Below are 17,300 nucleotides of genomic sequence, written 5' to 3' on the forward strand. Positions count from 1 at the left end.
AGCGACACATCCACCACCTCGTATGCCACGCAAGCCCGGCCGCCGGAGTTTGCCTCTGATGCGGTCAAGATCCAGATCAATAGCGTCTACAAGGTCTTCGGGCGCAACGAGGCGCGGGCGCTGGAGATGCTCAGGCAGGGGGCCGACAAAACCACCGTGCAGTCTGAAACCGGTGCCAATGTTGGTTTGGCCGGTGTGGATGCACAGATCCCTACTGGCCAGATCACCTGCATCATGGGCCTGTCGGGATCGGGAAAATCCACGCTGGTGCGGCATCTGAACCGGCTCATTGATCCTTCGGCCGGTGAGATATTGGTGGACGGTGAGAACATCCTTTCCCTGAGCATGCCCGCACTGCGTGAGTTGAGGCGCCACAAGATCAGCATGGTCTTTCAGAGCTTTGGGTTGCTGCCTCATATCAATGTGCTGGATAACGTCGCCTTTGGCCTCAGCGTCCGTGGCGAGTCTCGGACGCGGGCCCGTGATACGGCGCGGCAATGGTTGGCGCGCGTGGGCCTGGAGGAATACGAGAAAAATTACCCCGATGAACTTTCAGGCGGCATGCGCCAGCGGGTGGGCTTGGCGCGAGCGCTGGCAATCGATGCTGAGGTGCTGTTAATGGATGAGGCCTTCTCGGCGCTCGATCCCCTCATTCGCTATGACATGCAGGACCAATTGCTGGCGCTGCAGCAACGCCTGCGCAAGACGATTGTATTCATCACGCACGACATTGAAGAGGCCCTGCGCCTGGGCCAACACATCATCATTCTGCGGGACGGGAAAGTGGAGCAGATAGGCTCGCCTGAAGACATCCGCAACTGCCCCATCAACGAATACGTCGAACGCTTCGTGATCAGGCGAGCGGACTCAGCGGCAGACTGAGCCGCACCGACCATCAGTCCGGCAGGGCATAGGCCACCAGATAGTCTCCCATCTTCGTACCGAACGAGCCATGACCGCCGGCCATGACAACCACAAATTGCTTGCCGTCGACGGCGTAGGTCATCGGCGTGGCTTGGCCGCCCGCGGGCAGACGTCCTTCCCAAAGAAGCGTGCCATTGCTGACGTCGAAAGCGCGCAGGTAGTTATCCTGTGTGGCAGCGACGAACATCAGATTGCCGGCAGTGGAGATGGGACCGCCCAGGCCTGGCACGCCGATCTTTAACGGCGGCAACTGGAACAAGTGCGGCAGGCTGTCGCGAATGGTGCCGATACGTTTTTTCCACACGATCTGGTGGCTCTGCAGATCCACGCCAGCGACGTAACCCCAAGCGGGCGCCTTGCACGGTAGACCCAGCGGCGACAGGAACGGATTCAGCTCTACACCGTACGGCGTACCGTACATCGGCTGCACACCGCTTTCCGTGCCTGCTCCTTTTTCCTTATGAGGCCGGTTCGCGTCTTCAGGTATGAGTTTGGAGACGAAGGGCAGGCCGATCGGGTTCATCAGCGCCACCTGGCGATCCCGGTTTACCGACATGCCGCCCCACTCGAACACGCCCAGGTTGCCTGGAAACACCAACGTGCCGTTCTCGGAGGGCGGCGTGTAGATCCCGTCGTAGTTCAGGCGCTTGAATATCACACGGCACATGAGCTGGTCGAGCATGGTGGCGCCCCACATGTCCTTGTCGGTGAGCTTTTCTTGCGGCGCGAGGTTCAGGTCCGAGAACGGTTGCTTGGGTGCGTAATGCTCATCCCGGGTTTGCGGGCCGCGTGCCACGCTTTGCGGCACGGCTTTTTCCGTCACCGGTACGACGGGCTGGCCAGTGCGGCGATCAAGCACGAACACGTTGCCGGTTTTGGTGAGGACATAGATCGCCGGCACGGTCTGGCCGTTTGCCAGCGTGACGTCCATGAGCGAGGGTTGTGCCGGCACGTCCATGTCCCACAGGTCGTGGTGTGTCGTCTGAAAGTGCCAGATGAGGCGGCCGGTGGTGGCGTCGAGCGCCAGCATGGCGTTGGCATAACGCTCCTTCAGTGGGTCGCGGTCACCCCCCCAGATGTCAGGGGTGCCCACGCCGGTCGGAACGTAGACGACGTCGGACTGCGCATCGTAGGCCAGCGGTGCCCAGGCGTTGGGTGAATTGTGCACGAAGGTCGTCGATTCGCCCGGCATGGCGTTCGGGTCTTGCGCACCGGTGTCGAACACCCATTTCAGCGCCCCAGTGCGTACGTCGTAGCCACGAATCACGCCAGACGGTTCTTTGTCGGAGAGGTTGTCCGTCACCGAGCCGCCTATGATGATCGTCGTCGAGGTCACCACCGGCGGCGAGGTCGGGTTGTAGCCCCCGGGATAGGCGTGGGGCATGCTCTTTTGCAGATCGATTTCTCCGTCGTCGCCAAAGTCACTGCATTTCTGGCCGTCGTCGGCGTTCACCGCGATCAGGCGGCCGTCGTTGACGGGCAACAGCAACTTGCGGGGGCAGACGGTGGACGCGTTGCTATCGGCCTTGGCCAGGCTGCCCGGGAAACGGTCGGTGTTGCCCGCATCGTGGTAGGACACGCCGCGGCAGGTCAGATGCTGGAAGGTCTTGTCTGATTTCAGCTTCGGGTCGTAGCGCCATAGGCGCTTGCCGGTGGCAGCGTCGAGCGCGTCGAGAAACTGATGAGGTGTGCACAGGAATAGCTTGTCGCCGATCTTGATGGGCGTGACTTCGTTGGTGGTTTCGCCAGAGTCGTTCTCGGTGCGAAAGTCGCCCGTGCGATAGGTCCATGCCACTTGTAGAGCTTTGGCGTTCTTGTCGTTGATCTGCGCGAGCGGGGAATAGCGTACGCCGCCTTCAGTGCGCCCGTAGGACGGCCAGTCCTCATCGGCCACACCGGGCACGGGCTGTGCTTGGGCCGGCTGCGCGCGGCTCAGCGTGCCATTGATTTCCTGCGGGTCGTTGAATATGCCGTAGCCCAGCACCGCCAGCATGCCCGCCATGATCGCACCGATGGCGGCTTTGGCGGGTCGCGGCGCGGCGAAGCCGCGCGTAGCCGGGGGCAGCAACAGCCACAGGCCAAGCAGAAAAAGAAGGCCATAGCGCGGCGCCAGTGCCCAGAAATCGGCGCCGGCCTCCCACACCCCCCAGACCAGCGTGGCCGCCAGGATTAGCGCGTAAAGCCACAGTCCTGTCTCACGGTTGCGCCACAGAAATCCCGCGCTCGTCAGCAGCACGATGCCCAGCACGGCGTAATACCACGAGCCGCCCAGCGTTGCCAACCAGACGCCGCCCAGCAGCGAATAGAGCGCAATAAGCAGCAAGATCGCCCCGCCGATGGTTTGGAGCACGCTTCTGTGTTGACCGTTGGTGTTCATGGCAGTGATCCTTTTGAGGAGAGAGATCATCAACAAGCCCCAATGGGGATGACGGACAATTTGGCGTCTTAGCACGCACTGACTGGATGGAGCTACCTATTGCACGATTGCCCGCAGAGCAATCGATAGTATCGATCATGGTAATGGGAATTCATCATTTGTTGTGACAAAGTCCCGCATCTACTCTATCTCTCATCAAAATGAGGAGACTAGATATGAATCGACGCCAATCGCTGGCGGTCATCGCCGCACTCGCCGGTGCCTGGGCCGCTCCTTGCGCGTTCGCGCAGGGCTACCCCAGCAAGCCGATCCGTCTCATCTCGCCCTACGGACCGGGCGGCGGCAATGACACGATCGCACGGTTGCTTGCCACGGGGCTTGGGAAAACCTTAAAACAGACCGTTATCGTGGAGAACAAACCGGGTGCCAATACCATCATCGGCAACCAGTTTGTAGCGACGTCGCCGCCAGACGGCTACACGCTGATTCTCAACGGCAATGGCTTTGCCACCAATCCGAGTTTCTATGCCAAGATGCCCTATGACACGGTGAAGGACTTCGCGCCGATTGCCTTCGTGGCGTTCACCGAACTGGTGCTGGTAGCCAACCCGTCGGTGCAGGCGAAGAATGTGCCCGAACTGGTGGCGCTGGCCAAATCGAAGGATGGGCTGAAGTTCGGCAATACGGGGCAGGGCGGGCCGGAACACCTGGCCAGCGTGATGTTCGGTCAGATGGCTGGCGCTGAGGTAACCGCGATTCCCTACAAGGGTGCCGCGCCCGCCATTACTGATCTGATCGGTGGCCAGATACAAGTGATGATTACGGCACGGGCCGCGGTCCAGCCTTACATCCGCAGCGGGAAGCTCAAGCTCATCGCAATCGCCAACAACGCGCGCTCGTCTCAGTATCCCGACGTCCCGACGATCGCGGAGTCCGGCATGCCGGGCTTCGACACGTCGCTGTGGTACGGCATGATGGCGCCGGCCGGCACGCCACAGTCGATCGTTCTCCAGTTGAACCAGGCGATCAACAAGGTCCTGCGAGAGAAGCAGGTGCTGGATACCTTCGCGTCGCGCGGGCTGTTCTTGGGAGACGAGGCGAAGGTCGGTACACCGGAGTTGTTCGGCGCTTTCATCAAATCCGAGATCGCCAATACCGCGCGTATCGCGCGCGAGGCTGGCATCGAACCGGCGTAATCATGCAGATGTCGACTTCGCGGGACCTGCTCGAACAACTGAGGCAACAGGCGGGATTGCCCGCCGAGGCGGCGTCGGACGTGCACATCGATGGTGGGGACCCCGTGCTGAGCACGCCCATCAAGACTGCGGAAACCGGCGCAGCGGCCATCGCCGCAGCGGGTATGGCTGCCGCATGGCTGTGGTGGCAAAAGAGCGGGTCGATACAGGAAGTGCGCGTGGACGGCGCCGCGGCCGTGGCTGCTATGCAGAGCTACAAGTTCATGAAGGTGGATGGCCGGCCGCCCGGTGCGGTGATGGACGTGCTGACCAATGCCTACCAGCTCAGGGACGGCCGCTGGATCTATCTGCATTGCAACTTTCCGAATCTGGCCGAGAAGAACTGCCTTGCGCTCGGCGCGCGGATGGTGCCCGAGTCCATTCGCGAGCATGTGGCGCAGTGGGATGGGGAACGGCTCGAGGAGGCGTTATTCGCGACCGGCGGTTGCGGCGCGCTGGTCCGCAGCGAGAAGGAATGGCAAGCGCTGCCGCAAGGTATCGCAGCGGCTGCGGAGCCGGTGCTGGAGATCGTGCGGATCGCAGACGCGCCTGCACAGCCGCTGCCGAAAGGCGACAGACCCTTGTCCGGCGTGCGCGTTCTGGATCTTACCCGCGTCCTGGCTGGGCCGACTTGCGCGAAAAATCTGGCCGAACACGGGGCCGACGTGTTGCGCATTTCGCGTCCTGGCCTGGCCGATTCGGGTGTGCTGGATTTCGATACCGGGGTTGGCAAGCTGTCGGCCTATGTGGACATGCGCGATACCGCGCAGATGGCGCAGATGCGAGAACTGGTGCGTGGGTGTGACGTGTTTTCGCAAGCCTATCGTCCTGGCACGCTCGATGCACGAGGGTTGTCGCCGTTGGAACTGGCTAAACTGCGGCCCGGGATTGTTTGCGTCACGCTCAATGCTTGGGGGTTTCGTGGGCCGTGGAAGGATAGGCGCGGATACGACACCGTGGTGCAGGCGGCGAATGGGCTGGCCTGGAATGGGATGAATGCGCCGCCTGTGTTTACGCCGGTTGCACAGCAGGATTATGTGGCTGGGTATCTGATGGCATATGGCGCCATGGTTGCGCTCGCCCGGCGGGTGAGTGAAGGTGGGTCGTGGTTGGTACGGGTGTCGTTGGCCGGGTGCGGCGAGTGGATCCGCAGGCCAGGGCTGGTCGCACCAGAAGATTATGGACGGTGTCCGACGCAGGTGAGGGATGACGTGGTAGCGCCGTTGTTGCAGGCGTCCGCCTCGCCGGCTGGCGTTGTCTCGCATTTGGGGCCGGTCACGCGCATGTCGTTGACGCCGCCGCGTTGGGACAGGGGAATCGCCGCGACGGGATCTTCGCCGCGGGAGTGGCCGAGCCGGTAACGCCATGACGGCGTTGCGGGGCGGGCTCGGCCACCCGCCGCACCGGTGTTAAAGGCCTTGCACGGACACGCCGCGCTCGTGCAGCTCGGCCGGCAGGCACTATTCGCCGAACTTGATGCCCTGGGCGAGCGGAAGCTCACGCGTATAGTTGATCGTGTTGGTGGCGCGGCGCATGTAATTGCGCCATGCATCCGAACCTGATTCTCGACCGCCGCCGGTTTCCTTTTCACCGCCGAAAGCGCCACCGATTTCGGCGCCCGAGGTGCCGATGTTCACATTGGCGATACCGCAGTCGGAGCCCGACGCTGACAAGAAGGTTTCGGCTTCGCGCAGGTCATTGGTGAAGATGGCCGACGACAGACCCTGCGGCACGCCGTTGTGCAGCGCCAGCGCCGCGTTGAAATCGGTGTAGCGCATCACGTAGAGGATGGGCGCGAAAGTTTCGTGGCACACCACGTCGGTCTGGCCGGGCATTTCGGCGATGGCTGGGCGCACGTACCAGGCATCGGGGTATTCGTCGGCCAGCACGCGTTCGCCGCCGGTCACCTTGCCACCCTGTTCGCGCGCTGCTGTCAGCGCCGCCTGCATGGCGTCGAACGACGCGCGGTCGATCAGCGGGCCGACCAGCTTGGTAGCGTCCAGCGGATTGCCGATGGGCGCGCTGGCGTAGGCTTTGTGCAGGCGCTGTAGCAGGTCGTCGGCCACGCTTTCGTGCACGATCAGGCGGCGCGTGCTGGTGCAGCGCTGGCCTGCCGTGCCGATGGCGCCGAACACGATGCCGCGCGCGGCCATGTCCAGATCGGCCGTTGGGCCGACGATAATGGCATTGTTGCCGCCCAACTCCAGCAGCACGCGGCCGAAACGCTGGGCCACACGCGGGCCCACCTGACGGCCCATGCGGGTCGATCCGGTGGCCGACACCAGCGCCACTTTAGGCGAATCCACCAGCGCTTCGCCGATGTCGCGGCCGCCGATCAGCACTTCCACCAAGCCGGCGGGCACATCGCCGAAGCGTTGCGCGGCCTGGGCGAAGAGTGCCTTGCAGGCCAGCGCGGTCAGCGGCGTTTTCTCTGACGGTTTCCACACCACGGCATTGCCGCAGACCAGTGCCAGCGCCGTGTTCCAGGACCAGACGGCGACCGGAAAATTAAAGGCGCTGATCACGCCGACCACGCCCAACGGATGCCAGGTTTCCATCATGCGATGGCCGGGGCGTTCGGATGCGATGGTCAGGCCGTACAACTGGCGTGACAGGCCTACGGCGAAATCGCAGATGTCGATCATTTCCTGCACTTCGCCTTCGCCTTCCGCGATGATTTTGCCGGCTTCCAGGCTGACCAGGCGGCCCAGTTCGCGTTTGTGCTGGCGCAGGATCTCGCCGAACAGGCGCACCAGTTCGCCTCGGCGCGGCGCCGGGACGTCGCGCCACGCCAGGCTGGCCTGATGCGCACGCGTGATGGCGGCATGGGCCTGCGCGACGCTGTGTTCGTGGACCTGGGCGAGTTCGACGCCGTCGATCGGGCTGCGCGCGCTCAGCGTTCCACCACTCAGCGAATCCGCATTCAGGCCGAGCGCTCGCAAGATTTCTTGGGGGGTATCCATGCCAATTCCTTCGCTTTTAAGGGTTATGCCTAAGTGGCGATTCTGGAAATAAATTTACTATACGAAACTCTAGCGTGAAATGCGAAACTTTTTCTGCAGGGGAGTTCGTGACGGATCCGTTGTTAGTTGTTCAGGCAGTCACCAAGACCTATCAGCGCGATGGGCAGACCCCGCATCGCGCGCTGGACGCCGTCGATTGCCACCTTGGCCGGGGTGAGGTCATGGCCGTGGTCGGACCGTCGGGCTCTGGCAAGAGCACTTTGCTGCGCACCTTGAACGGATTGGAGAGCATTGACAGCGGCACGATCCGCGTGGATGGTGTGTCGCTCACGGATCCGGCCACCGACGTCAATCTGTGGCGCACGGAGGTGGGCATGGTGTTCCAACATTTCAACCTGTTCCAGCACCGTACTGCGTTGGACAATGTCGCGCTTCCCCAGCGCGTGGTGCGAGGGCGCAGCCGCGCCGAAGCCGAGCGCTACGCCCGCGAACTGCTGGGCCGCGTCGGTATGGCCGATTTTGGTGAGCGCTACCCGAGCCAGTTGTCCGGCGGCCAGCAACAGCGCGTCGCTATCGCCCGCGCGCTGGCCATGGATCCCAAGCTGATGCTGTTCGACGAGGCGACCTCGGCGCTCGATCCGGAAACGGTGGGCGGCATCCTGGAACTGATGCGCACTTTGGCGCGCGAGGGCATGACCATGGCGGTTGTCACCCATGAAATGGGCTTTGCTCGCGACGTGGCAGACCGCGCCCTCTTTATGGACGCCGGCCGCATCGTCGAAATGGGCACACCCGAGGAAGTTTTCTGCCATCCCCAGGAGGCGCGCACTCGCGCTTTCCTGGAGAAGATTCTGTAGTCGCAGTAGGAAAGAAGCAAGCGGGCCGCGTGGCGCGGTACGCGGAGTAATCAGGCCGATTTGGCCGGCCCGGGCACTACTGGTGCGATGTGCTTTGCCCGGAATGATATGGATCCATTCACCACAAGGGGTTAGACATGCTGAAAATCAAACAATGGCTAGGCGTGGCGGGTTTCGCCCTAGCCGCCGTAACGGTCGCTGCGCCGACCCAGGCCGACGTGCTGGCGGACATCCTCAAGCGCGGCGAGTTCCGAGTGGCGGTGCAGACCTCGGGGCCGCTGATGAGCTTCATGGACAAGACCGGCAAGCGCACCGGGCTGGCAGTGGAAGTGGCCAAGCGCATGGCCGACGACTTGGGCGTAGAGCTGGTGCTGCAGGACTATGAGTGGAAGGGCCTGATTCCCGCGCTGCTGTCAGGCAAGGCCGACATGGTTGCCGCCGACATGACGCCTACGCCGCAGCGCGCGGCGCAGGTGCTGTTCTCGATGCCCATGTTCTACGCCGACACCGTGGCGATCGTGCCCAAGGACTCACCCTATAAGTCTTATGGCGAACTCGACAAGGAGGGCGTGACTGTCGGCGTGTTGGGGGCCAGCACCTATGCAGAGGCGGGCAAGAAGATGTTGCCCAAGGCCACCATGAAAGAGTTTTCGGGTGGCAGTGCGCCGGTGGGGCAGGCCTTGTCCAGCGGACGGCTGGACGCCGGCATCATGTCGTTATCTACCGCCAACCAGTTTCTGGCCGACTTCGGCAACCTGCGGGTGCTGGACGGTGTCATGGTGCGTGAGCCCCTGGCTTTTGCTGTCGGTCCCGACGCCGTGCGCCTGAAGTTCTGGCTGGACAACTGGCAGACCCTGAAGACTGCCGATAATTCGCTGCCCGAACTGGTGAAGTATTGGTATTCCACCGACTGGAAGAAAAACCACTGATCTCATGGACTGGCTGATCGATTTCTATAACTGGCGCATCGTCAGCCAGTACGCGGGCGAGTTCGCCACCGGCCTGGGCAACACGCTCATCGCGGCCGGCGCGAGCCTCGTGTTGTCGGTGTTGGCGGGCATTCCGATCGCGCTTGCCCATATGTCGCCGCGGGGCGCTGTCTGGCGTCCCGTGGCGGCCTATGTGCAATTCATCCGCTCTACGCCGCTCCTAGTGCAAATCTACCTGGTCTACTATGCCGTGCCCTACCTGGTGCCAGGGGCCAAGGGCTGGAGCGAGATGCTGCTGGGCATCATCGCAATGACCCTGCACCACGCCGCCTACATGAGTGAGATCATCCGCGTGGGAATCGAATCCGTGCCGCAGGGTCAGGTCGAAGGTGCGAAGGCCTGCGGCATGAACTATCGCCAGCGCCTGCGCTATGTCGTGCTGCCGCAGGCCTTCGTTAATACGCTGCCGCCCCTGCTGGGCCAGACTGCCGTGCTGATCAAGGATACGTCGTTGTTGTCGTTGATCACAGTATTCGAACTGGTTGCCGCTGGCGTGCAGATGAACAGCGACCGTATCGTGCCCAGCGAGAGTTTCCTGACCATCGCGGCGGGCTATCTGTTGATCTACGGCTGCATGCTGCTGTTGTCCAGGGGCGTGAGCCTCTGGCTGGCGGGTCCTGCCTGGAACGCGAGGTGAGCATGCTGGACTCCTATCTTTCCACCGCGGGCGTCGTGCTGCCCTTCCTGCTGAAGGGCTTCTGGGAAACCCTGAAAGTTTCTTTCGTGGCGATCATCGCCGGCTCGCTGCTGGGTTTCGTCATCGGCGTGATCCGCAGCTACCGCATCCGCGGCGTGCACCAACTGCTGGGGTTGTACATCCACCTTCTGCGCGGTACGCCGTTCCTGGTGCAGCTTTATATTTTCTATTTCGTGCTGCCCAGTACCGGCATCGAGATGCTGCATTGGGATTCCGCCACGGCGGCGTTCGTGTCGCTCTCGGTCTACACGTCCTGCTACGTAGCGGAGATCGTCAGGGGGGCCATTGAAGCGGTGCCGCGCGGCCAAACCGAGGGTGCGATGACACTCGGCTTGAAACCCTTTCAGATTTTGCGGCTGGTCATCCTGCCGCAGGCCATGCGCTTGATCGTACAGCCCATGAGCGGCGTCTACGTCATGTTGATCAAGAGCACAGCCATCTTGTCGGTGGTAGGCATCACCGAGCTGACGCGGCAGGGCGAGGTGTTCATCATCACCTTCCCGTCTAAATCGCTCTTTATCTACGGCATGATCGCTGCCATTTATTTCATCTACTGCTATCCGCTGCTGCGCCTGGCCAACTGGCTCGAAAAGCGGTTGACCGGCGGCCTGCAGGGCGCAAGCCTGCACTGATACGGGGCATCATGGCATCCGAGTACGTTGATACCTATTACCGGCGTACGCTCGCCGACACCAGTACCTACTATCCACCGCTGACGGGTGCGAGCAGCACCGATGTCTGCGTGGTAGGGGGAGGGTTGGCTGGCCTGTCCACCGCGCTGGAACTGGCGCGGCGCGGGCGCGACGTTACCTTGCTGGAAGGGCGGCGCATCGCCTGGGGCGCGTCGGGTCGCAACGGCGGCTCGGTGTCACCGGCCTTTGCCGCGGGCGCGGACACCATTCGGCGGCACGTGGACGAAGACCACTACCGCCAGCTTTACCGGCTTTCCATGGAGGGCGTGGAAATCATCCGCGCCAATATCCGCGATCTGGCGATCGAGGACGCGCACCAGGTGGATGGCCGCTTACGCGTCGTGCGCTATGAAGCGACCGATGCGCTAAGGCAATGGTGCGACGGCCAGCAGCGCGACTTCGGTCGCGACGTCCGCTTCCTGACCCGCGGCGAGGTCCGCGAGCGGCTGCTGTCCGACGCCTATCACCAAGGGATCGAGGATCCCTCGTCGTTTCATTTTCATCCGTTGAACTACGCTCGCGCGCTGGCTCGAGAATGCATGCGACTAGGCGTGCGGATCCACGAGGATACCGCCGTCACGCATGTGGATCTGGACGACGCGGTCAAGCGCCTGAGGACCGGACAGGGCCAGGTCGACGCCCGCTCCGTGGTACTGGCCACCGGCGGCTATACGGACAGCATCGTACCCACGTTGCGCCGGGCCATGCAGCCGATCGTTACCTACATCATGCTGACGGAGCCGCTAGGTGATCGGGTCCTGGACGCTATCCGCAGCAACGCCGCCATTGGCGATGACCGTCGCGCTGGCAACTACTATCGGGTGCTTGATGGCGGCCGTATCGGCTGGGGCAGTAGAATCACCACCCGTGTGGATGACCCTCCGGATCTGGCGGAGTCGCTGCGTCGCGAATTGCTCTCCGTTTATCCCCAACTGGCGGGGGTGAAGGTGGAGACGGCGTGGTCGGGACGCATGGCTTACGCGCGGCACCTGATGCCCCAGATCGGCCAGTTGGCGCCGGACGTCTGGTACTGCACGGCGTTCGGCGGGCACGGCATGAATACCACCTCGATCGGTGGCCGGGTCGTCGCCGAAGGGATCACGGGCGAAACCCAGCGCTATAAGCTGTTCGCCCCCTTTGGACTTGCATGGGCCGGTGGCGGTTTTGGCAGGACGGCGGTTCAACTGACTTATTGGTCGTACCAGGCCCGCGACTGGTGGCGGGAGATACGGTCGCGGGCATGACAGGATGTATAGATGGAAGACGACAAACAGAGCGTGTTGGCACAACGGCTGAGAGCCTTGCGTCGAGCGCGGACTTGGACCCTGAAGCAGGCGGCGGCGGCCACCGGTGTGTCCACGTCCACATTGTCCAAGATCGAGAACGGTCTGCTATCGCCCACCTATGACAACCTGATCAAGATCGCTACGGGCTTGGATCTGGATGTGGCCGAATTGTTCACGGCGTCCGACGCCCATATGGGCACCGGACGCTGCAGCCTCAGCCTGGCGGGAGAGGGGCGTCCGTACGAAACGCCGTACTACGACCACCGTCTACTTTGCACCGCGCTGTCCCACAAGCGCATGATGCCGTTCCATACCCGAGTCAAGGCCCGCGCATTCGAAGAGTTCCACGATTGGAGCCGCCATCAGGGGGAGGAGTTCGTCTACGTCCTCGAAGGCGAAGTCCGGCTCTACACTGAGTTCTACGAGCCTGCCCGCCTGCGAGCCGGCGAGAGCTTCTACATCGACAGTCGCATGGGCCATCGGGTGATCAGCCTGAGCAAGAAAGACGCGCTCGTACTGTGGATATCCACGCACGCGGACATCGGCGAAGAGTAGTCTTTTAGATCATGCCGCTTGGTCGTGACGTCTGGACTTGAGCCGCTCGACCTATGACTGAAAACTTCAGGGACAAAGAGATCATCGAAATGGACATTAGTGAAATCATCGAAACGCTTGGCATGCGGCGTCACCCGGAAGGCGGCTGGTATGTTGAAACTTTTCGCGATGTTCGGGGCGAGACACGCGCTCATTCAACGGCAATCTATTATTTGCTTGAAGCCGGTGACAGCTCTCATTGGCACCGCGTTCGTGATGCGGCGGAAGTCTGGCACTTCTATGCCGGCGATCCATTGCTTCTCAGGCTTTTCGATGGCAATAAGCTCGAGGAGACTACGCTCGGTACCGATTTCGCGAATGGCGAGCGGCCGCAAGCCGTGGTGCCGGTTGATGTCTGGCAGGCTGCACGACCGCTTGGGCGTTTCACGTTGGTGGGTTGTACTGTCGCGCCCGGGTTCGAGTTTGGCAGCTTCGAGTTAGCGCCCGTCGATTGGGAGCCTCGGGTCCGTTAGTTTCGTGCCGGGCAGACGTTGGCGTGCGTCGAATTGCGTGAGGTGATAAGTGCCCGGCTCGCCATGAACTTCAACAGCACACCACACGAGTAGCGTCCCGCCCATTGCTCCAGAAAGTCCGTGAAATGATCCTTTGCGTTCTGATTGGCGTGATCTGAAATCACTCGCATAACAGCATAGGGAACACCAAACTCGTAGCACACCTGGGCCATGGCGGCGCCTTCCATCTCGACACAAAGCACCTCGGGTAAGCGCTCTTGTATCTCGCCACCGACAGCCGAGTCACTCACGAAAAGATCGCCTGTCGCAATGAGACCATGGTGCGCTCGAGGGCGTCGGATACCAACGGTTCGCGCCGACGGCGCTTGACCATTCTCAGTGGACAGCTCGTTCAAATACGCTTCCGAATGGTTGATGAGCGCCAGGCTGAGTGTCGGGTTGGGGTCGAATTGTGCACGACCCAGCATCGGCACCTGGTATCGATCAAACAAAGGGCGGGCGTCCAGATCATGCTGCATCAAGCTGCTTGCCACAACGATGTCTCCGATCTGAACCGAACGGTGAAGGCCACCAGCCAAGCCGACGAAAACAATCTCCGTCACATTAAATGTTTCTATCAGGATCGTCGTTGTCGCCGCCGCTGCAACTTTTCCGATACGACTCAATACAACCACACAGGGCTGGCCCGCAATCTCTCCGAGGTAGAAGTCGCGCATGGCTACTCTCTGTACCGATATCGACGAGCCCATGGCCAAAACGAGGCCGTCCAACTCTTTGGGCATGGCGGCCATGATTGCCAGTCTTTTCATGGATGCTTTTTGTTCCAGGCGATTATCCAAGGACGTCAAGTATTCACCATACGTTAAGGGACTATCGAGAAAATCGATGCCGATACCGCCACGCCATGTAACTGAAGCCGATTGCGTGCGATACCTTCAAAATGCGCACCATAGTTGCGTGCAATCGCCTCGCTTGCTGTGTTGCCTGTGGCAATCACTATCTCAACACGTTGCATACCCAGCACGTGGAATGCATGTGGGACCAGAGCCCGTACTGCGCGCAGTGCTACACCCTTCCGTTGGGCCGACTGTTTTACCCAATATCCTAAATTGCAGAAGAGATTCTGATGATGTATCGCGTTGAGCGCGACCCCCCCGAGGAATTCTCCTGTTTGCTGTGAAAACACGCCTAATTCGTATCCTGTCTCGGAGCGCGCACTTGCACGACATTGCTTGAACCACGCTAGCGCATCTTGCTTGGAGAAGGAGGGGGTACACCACGGCATCCACCGCCCCACGGTGTCAACGGATTCACGAGCCGCGTTTGCAAAGGCTGTTGCGTCGTTGTTCTGAAAACGACGGAGTATTAATCCTTCAAAGGTAATGGGCGACATGGCGGGCTGAGTAGTGTCGGGGTCAGCGCAGTTCGTCAACATTCAATGCTCTTGCGCCACACGCCTGCACCAGTTCGTAATCATGGCTGGCAAACAGCACGACACGATCCTGGGACCAGATCCGGAATTGTTCGGCCAGCACGGCGCGTGCTTGGGTATCCAGCCCATTGCTGGGACCATCCGCGATGATGACGGCCGGTTCGCCCAAGGCGGCCGCCGTCAGAAAGACCTTACGGCGCGTACCGGTCGACATTTGTTCAAAGCGCTTGTCCAGGTGAGGTTCCAGCCCTAGCCGATATGCCAGATCGAGCACGGTATCGTCTATGGCTGAATTTTTTTCCGAAGCGACCTGTTCGAGCAACCCTCGCCCCGTCTGCGCCGGAAATGCCAGGCAATTGTCGGGTACATAGGCCAGGCGGGATTTGGCTTGTACTGGCGAATGGATCATCGAATGCCCGTCTATCCAGACGTCTCCTTCATCCGGAGCGATGACACCCGCAATAATGCGCAGCATGCTGGATTTGCCAGTGCTATCTTCTTCGCATAGCGCCACACATCCAGGAGGAAACGCCTGGGTCAGCCCCTGAAATACGAGATGGTTGCCGTAGCGTTTGCTGAGGTTGTCAATGCGTAGCATGTCGGATGTGTGCGCAGGCGCCCTAGTTGGAGGACTCGTCACCCTCTCGGCGACCCTTTCGTGCTGCCAAGCCTACCGCGAGAGTACTCCTCGCGGTGGTTCTCTTTTTACGCCAGGCGCATCATCCACCCGTGATGGTCAGGCGAGCGTCCATACTGAATATTAGTCAGTTCTTCACGCAACGCCATGGTCAGTTTGCCTGCGGGTGCGTTATCGTCACCCACGGTAAAACCTGCTCCCTTGAGCACCGAGATTGGCGTAACCACCGCTGCGGTTCCGCAAGCGAAAGCCTCTACCACCTGCCCCGACGCAAAGCCGTCTCGCCATTCCTGTACCGAGACCTTGCGCTCCTGAACGTCATGTCCGCGATCGCGAGCCAATTGAATAATGCTGGCGCGAGTCACGCCCTCAAGAATGCTGCCGGACAATTCAGGCGTGACCACCGTTCCGTCCTTGAGCACCAGGAACACATTCATGCCACCCAGTTCTTCGAGGTACTTACCTTCAAGCGGATCCAGGAACAGGACCTGCGCGCAGCCGTTTTCGTGGGCTTCCTGTTGGGGCAGCAGCGAGGCCGCGTAGTTGCCGCCGCACTTGGCAGCACCCGTCCCACCCTTGGCCGCACGCGCGTAGTCCGTAGACAACCAGATCGACACCGGCTTGACCCCACCGGCAAAATACGAGCCCGCCGGGCTGGCGATAACATAGTAGGCCGCGCGGTGCGCCGCGCGAACGCCCAGGAAACTCTCATTGGCGATCATGAACGGGCGCAGGTAGAGGCTGGTTTCCGGCGCGGAGGGCACCCAGGGGGCGTCGACCGCCAACAATTGCTTGAGCGATTCGATGAAGAGCTCGGCGGGCAGCTCTGGCAGCGCCAGTCGGCGCGCCGAGCGCTGCATGCGTTCGGCATTGGCTTGCGGGCGGAACGTCCAGACCGAGCCGTCTGCATGACGGTAGACCTTCAGGCCTTCGAAGATTTCCTGCGCGTAATGCAACACCGAGGCTGCCGGATCCAATTGCAACGGACCATAAGGCCGTACTTCGGCATCGTGCCAACCCTTTTCTTTGGTCCAATCGATCGAGACCATGTGATCCGTGAAATATTTCCCGAACCCGGGATCGGCCAGGATGGCATCGCGTTCGGCGACCGCCCGTGCGGTCGAAGAACGCATCGTATTGAAAGAAAGAGGCGAAGAGACGGTGTTGGACATGGGGGTATCCGCTAGTTCACTGGAATAATGGCTTGAATGTAAAAGGCAACGTCGCGAGTCGGCGCCTCGTGCCCGTTGCGGATAGTGTAATCCTTCAAGCCATTGGCTACGAACGGCTGGATTGCCTGTGCCGTCAATGCCAGACCGTGCAGGCTTAGCGGCTATGAATCGAGAATGCGTCGAGCGCCGCCCTGGTCAGCCGGTCGAGCAAAGACATGAGCTCGTCCGAGGCCTTGACGGCGTCGTCCGGGGCGTTTTCGACGATACCGTCAAGCACGCTGGCATGCAGTTTTGCCGCATCCAGAAAGGCATTGGCTTCCTCTATTGTCTGATACCAGAAACGGCGAGATTGCGCGTGGATCGGCAGCATCGTACTGGTCAGCATTGAGTTGTGCGCCGCGAGAACCTGCGCCTGGTGAATCGTGCGGTTGACATCGAAATAGTCTTCCACATTTTTCTTCCTGGCTGCGTCGACGAGTCGCCTTGCCAGTCTTTTGAGCTCCGTGCGCTCGTCCGTACTGGCGCGGGCACAAGCGCACCGGACGACCAGTGCTTCAAGCGGACGACGCACTTCGAGAAGCTCGAGTTGCTGGCGTACATCCACGCTGCAGATCGAGGTTCCGCGGCGCGGACGCATTTCGACAAATCCCAATTGGCGCAGACGTTGAAGCGCCTCGCGAACGGGCGTGCGACCCATGTGGAGTTGATCGGCCAATTGCACTTCGGAGACGACTTCGCCGGGAGGCAGTTGGCGAGTGACGATCATCTGCTCGATACGCGAGAACGCAATATCAGTTTGGAACTGCTCTTTGGCAGCATCATCTTCCTGAACGGAAGGCGTATTTCGTTTCAACGTCGAATCTCCTGGGCACACCGCAGCGCCTAGTATATTAAGGAAATCTCAAGTGGATTTCAGATTGGTCTGCCGCGAAGTCTGCGTCCGTTGCTGCGAGCACCAGCGAGTGGGGAGGT

The 17,300-nt window shown here is 61.2% G+C and carries 17 protein-coding genes; 10 read left to right on the plus strand and 7 right to left on the minus strand.

All coding sequences use genetic code 11. The features are described 5' to 3' along the window. Positions 1-69 precede the first annotated feature (69 nt). Positions 70-882, plus strand: coding sequence for a betaine/proline/choline family ABC transporter ATP-binding protein (locus ACYVDM_RS25975; RefSeq protein WP_415793567.1), 813 nt, complete (start codon positions 70-72; stop codon positions 880-882). A 13-nt stretch (positions 883-895) separates the two neighbouring features. Here ACYVDM_RS25975 and ACYVDM_RS25980 read toward each other — a convergent pair whose 3' ends face one another. Beyond that, entirely contained in the window at positions 896-3,301 is a 2,406-nt protein-coding gene (locus tag ACYVDM_RS25980) for a glucose/quinate/shikimate family membrane-bound PQQ-dependent dehydrogenase (protein WP_460475497.1), read from the minus strand. Between the two features lie 215 nt (positions 3,302-3,516). Between ACYVDM_RS25980 and ACYVDM_RS25985 the strand changes: the two genes are divergently transcribed. After that, a complete protein-coding gene (locus tag ACYVDM_RS25985; RefSeq protein WP_415793542.1) occupies positions 3,517-4,497 on the plus strand; it encodes a tripartite tricarboxylate transporter substrate binding protein in 981 nt (326 codons plus the stop codon). Positions 4,498-4,499: 2 nt separating this feature from the next. Next, positions 4,500-5,897 carry a CoA transferase gene (locus ACYVDM_RS25990; protein WP_415793541.1) on the plus strand — a complete coding sequence of 466 codons (1,398 nt, stop codon included), beginning with the start codon at positions 4,500-4,502 and terminating at the stop codon, positions 5,895-5,897. 99 nt (positions 5,898-5,996) lie between these two features. On the opposite strand, the gene amaB is transcribed toward ACYVDM_RS25990, so the two are convergent. Next, positions 5,997-7,499: an aldehyde dehydrogenase family protein gene (amaB, locus tag ACYVDM_RS25995; protein WP_460475499.1), complete on the minus strand. Its 1,503-nt coding sequence runs from the start codon at positions 7,497-7,499 to the stop codon at positions 5,997-5,999. A gap of 107 nt (positions 7,500-7,606) precedes the next feature. Here amaB and ACYVDM_RS26000 point away from each other — a divergent pair, with 107 nt between their 5' ends. The 7 genes from ACYVDM_RS26000 (at position 7,607) to ACYVDM_RS26030 (ending at position 13,087) form a co-directional block, all read left to right on the plus strand. Then, positions 7,607-8,356, plus strand: a complete 750-nt coding sequence (locus ACYVDM_RS26000) for an amino acid ABC transporter ATP-binding protein (RefSeq protein ID WP_415793540.1) — start codon at positions 7,607-7,609, stop codon at positions 8,354-8,356. 137 nt (positions 8,357-8,493) lie between these two features. Next, entirely contained in the window at positions 8,494-9,285 is a 792-nt protein-coding gene (locus ACYVDM_RS26005; protein ID WP_415793538.1) for an ABC transporter substrate-binding protein, read from the plus strand. Positions 9,286-9,289: 4 nt separating this feature from the next. Then, on the plus strand, positions 9,290-9,982 hold the full coding sequence (locus ACYVDM_RS26010; protein WP_415793537.1) for an amino acid ABC transporter permease: 693 nt from the start codon (positions 9,290-9,292) through the stop codon (positions 9,980-9,982). Between the two features lie 2 nt (positions 9,983-9,984). Continuing rightward, positions 9,985-10,674, plus strand: coding sequence for an amino acid ABC transporter permease (locus tag ACYVDM_RS26015; RefSeq protein ID WP_415793535.1), 690 nt, complete (start codon positions 9,985-9,987; stop codon positions 10,672-10,674). A gap of 11 nt (positions 10,675-10,685) precedes the next feature. Beyond that, entirely contained in the window at positions 10,686-11,978 is a 1,293-nt protein-coding gene (locus tag ACYVDM_RS26020; protein WP_415793534.1) for an NAD(P)/FAD-dependent oxidoreductase, read from the plus strand. Positions 11,979-11,990: 12 nt separating this feature from the next. Beyond that, positions 11,991-12,575, plus strand: a complete 585-nt coding sequence (locus ACYVDM_RS26025; RefSeq protein ID WP_415793533.1) for a helix-turn-helix domain-containing protein — start codon at positions 11,991-11,993, stop codon at positions 12,573-12,575. 53 nt (positions 12,576-12,628) lie between these two features. Further along, complete coding sequence (locus ACYVDM_RS26030) at positions 12,629-13,087, plus strand: cupin domain-containing protein (RefSeq protein ID WP_415793532.1); 459 nt, start codon at positions 12,629-12,631, stop codon at positions 13,085-13,087. Here ACYVDM_RS26030 and ACYVDM_RS26035 read toward each other — a convergent pair. The 5 genes from ACYVDM_RS26035 to ACYVDM_RS26055 all read right to left on the minus strand — a co-directional run bounded on the left by ACYVDM_RS26035 (position 13,084) and on the right by ACYVDM_RS26055 (position 17,181). Beyond that, positions 13,084-13,926, minus strand: coding sequence for a 5'-methylthioadenosine/adenosylhomocysteine nucleosidase (locus ACYVDM_RS26035; protein ID WP_415793531.1), 843 nt, complete (start codon positions 13,924-13,926; stop codon positions 13,084-13,086). The genes ACYVDM_RS26030 and ACYVDM_RS26035 overlap by 4 nt on opposite strands. A 23-nt stretch (positions 13,927-13,949) precedes the next feature. Beyond that, positions 13,950-14,480 carry a GNAT family N-acetyltransferase gene (locus tag ACYVDM_RS26040; RefSeq protein ID WP_415793529.1) on the minus strand — a complete coding sequence of 177 codons (531 nt, stop codon included), beginning with the start codon at positions 14,478-14,480 and terminating at the stop codon, positions 13,950-13,952. A 22-nt stretch (positions 14,481-14,502) separates the two neighbouring features. Beyond that, positions 14,503-15,117, minus strand: coding sequence for an ABC transporter ATP-binding protein (locus ACYVDM_RS26045; protein ID WP_415793528.1), 615 nt, complete (start codon positions 15,115-15,117; stop codon positions 14,503-14,505). Positions 15,118-15,224: 107 nt separating this feature from the next. Beyond that, a complete protein-coding gene (locus ACYVDM_RS26050) occupies positions 15,225-16,328 on the minus strand; it encodes a branched-chain amino acid aminotransferase (protein ID WP_415793527.1) in 1,104 nt (367 codons plus the stop codon). 154 nt (positions 16,329-16,482) lie between these two features. Next, positions 16,483-17,181 (minus strand): GntR family transcriptional regulator, encoded by a 699-nt coding sequence (locus ACYVDM_RS26055; protein ID WP_415793526.1) that lies wholly within the window; start codon positions 17,179-17,181, stop codon positions 16,483-16,485. Positions 17,182-17,300: the final 119 nt, after the last annotated feature.

It is taken from the genome of Bordetella tumulicola (assembly GCF_054779135.1).